The organism is Actinomycetota bacterium (assembly GCA_036280995.1).
GTDB lineage: Bacteria > Actinomycetota > CALGFH01 > CALGFH01 > CALGFH01 > CALGFH01.
Genome location: DASUPQ010000532.1, coordinates 1 through 2,318, shown reverse-complemented (window position 1 = coordinate 2,318; position 2,318 = coordinate 1). Strand labels below are relative to the sequence as shown.

The window sequence follows — 2,318 nt, the reverse complement described above, 5'->3', positions numbered from 1 at the left end:
GCTGATCACGATCAGGCGCCGAACCGCGGCCACGATGCCCACGATCAGGAACGGCTCGACCACCACCCGCCGGCGGGCGATGACGACCCGGATGGTGGTGATGAGTTCGGTGAAGATGAAGACCAGCAGCAGGCCGCTCAGCAGCTCGAGCACCGCCGCGATGAACGGCCCCTGGCCCAGGTCGCGCACGAAGTCGTAGACGACGACGCCGAGCAGCATGGTCCCGCCGGCGATGAGCGCCAGGGCGACCACGGTGTCGATGAAGAACTCGCCGTAGCCCAGCAGCACCGCGATCCCGGACCGATCGCGGCGCTCCCGGTCGGCGCCTCGAGGTCTCACGGAGCGTGATCGTTCACGAACGAGCTGCGCTTGTCCATCTGGTGCAGGCATAGCTCCGAAGCGAGCCTCTGGGATCGCAAGGGTCGGCCTAGCGGCCGGAAGGCTCCTGCCCGCTCGTGTGCAATCCCTTGATCATGGCCTGCCGCCTTGGTTGGCGCGCTGTTCGGGGGACCCACCGAGCGAGGAGAAACAGGAAGGTAGATTCCCGGTTTGGGGGGAGCAGAAGCGGGTATCGGTGTTGTTTCTGTTTGCTCAGGAAGCAGCTGTTGTGCGTCCGGGCTGTAGCGGGACGAGGTCTGCCCCCCCGGGCGCGTCCCCCGGACGCCAACTGGACTCGGACGAGATCTCTCCCTCTCGCGCATCCGCGATGACGTGGGCTGCAGCTCCTTCGGATCAGCGCTCGATTCTGCCAGTCTTCTCTGGAGATGGGGGACGCACATGGCCAAGGCCGTGGGTATCGACCTGGGCACGACCAACTCGGTGATCGCGGTCCTGGAGGGTGGCGACCCGACGGTGATCGCCAACGCGGAAGGGTCGCGCACGACCCCCTCGGTGGTGGCGTTCACCGAGCAGGGCGAGCGGCTGGTCGGCCAGCTCGCCCGCCGGCAGGCGATCCTCAACCCCAAGGGGACGATCACCTCGGCCAAGCGGTTCATCGGCCGCCGCTACGACGAGGTGTCCAGCGAGGCCAAGGCGGTCTCCTTCGACGTCGTGGCCGGCCCGGACGGCATGGCCCGCTTCGACGTGCGCGGCAAGCTGTACGCGCCGGAGGAGATCAGCGCCCAGGTGCTGCGCAAGCTGGCCGAGGATGCCGGCAAGTACCTGGGCGAGCGGGTCACCAAGGCGGTGATCACCGTCCCCGCCTACTTCAACGACGCCCAGCGCCAGGCGACCAAGGACGCCGGGCAGATCGCCGGGCTGGAGGTCCTGCGCATCATCAACGAGCCGACCGCGGCCGCGCTGGCCTACGGGCTGGACAAGCGCGAGCACGAGACCGTGCTGGTGTTCGACCTGGGCGGCGGCACCTTCGACGTCAGCCTCCTGGACGTCGGCGATGGGGTGGTCGAGGTCCGGGCGACCGCCGGGGACACCCACCTGGGGGGCGACGACTTCGACCGCCGGCTGGTCGACTACCTGGCCGACCAGTTCAAGGGCGAGCAGGGCATCGACCTGCGCAACGACCCTCAGGCCCTGCAGCGGCTGTTCGAGGCGGCCGAGCGGGCCAAGGTCGAGCTGTCATCGGTGGCCCAGACCCAGGTCAACCTGCCGTTCGTCACCGCCGACGCCTCCGGGCCCAAGCACCTGACGGCCACCATCAACCGGGCCAGGTTCGAGCAGCTCACCGCCGACCTGGTCGGACGCTGCCTGGAGCCCGTGCGGCAGGCGATGTCGGACGCCAAGGTGACCGAGGCCGACATCGACGAGGTGATCCTGGTCGGCGGCTCGACCCGGATCCCGGCCGTGCAGGCGCTGGTGCGCCGCCTGACCGGCGGCAAGGACCCCAACATGACCGTCAACCCCGATGAGGTGGTGGCCCTGGGCGCGGCCATCCAGGCCGGGGTGCTGACCGGCGAGGGGCCCGACGTGCTGCTGCTGGACGTGACCCCGCTGTCGCTGGGGCTGGAGACCCTGGGCGGGGTCATGACCAAGGTGATCGAGCGCAACACCACCATCCCGACCCGGCGCACCGAGGTGTTCTCGACCGCCGAGGACAACCAGCCGGCGGTGGACATCGTCGTCCTGCAGGGCGAACGGGAGCGGGCGGCCGACAACCGGGTGCTGGGCCGCTTCCGCCTGGAGAACATCCGCCCGGCCCCCCGGGGCGTGCCCCAGATCGAGGTCACCTTCGACATCGACGCCAACGGCATCCTCAACGTCTCCGCCCGGGACAAGGACACCGGCGCCGAGCAGCAGATCACCATCTCCGAGAGCAGCAACCTGGACCGCGGCGAGGTCGAGCGCATGGTCGCCGAGGCCCA

At 69.5% G+C, this 2,318-nt stretch carries 2 protein-coding genes; one reads left to right on the top strand and one right to left on the bottom strand.

Going from position 1 to position 2,318, the window contains the following annotated elements:
• The coding region (locus tag VF468_17860) for a phosphate-starvation-inducible PsiE family protein (protein ID HEX5880156.1) at positions 1 to 339 on the bottom strand (339 nt) is incomplete at its 3' end.
• Positions 340 to 777: 438 nt separating this feature from the next.
• Between VF468_17860 and dnaK the strand changes: the two genes are divergently transcribed.
• On the top strand, positions 778 to 2,318 hold a 1,541-nt coding region (dnaK, locus tag VF468_17855), incomplete at its 3' end, for a molecular chaperone DnaK (GenBank protein ID HEX5880155.1).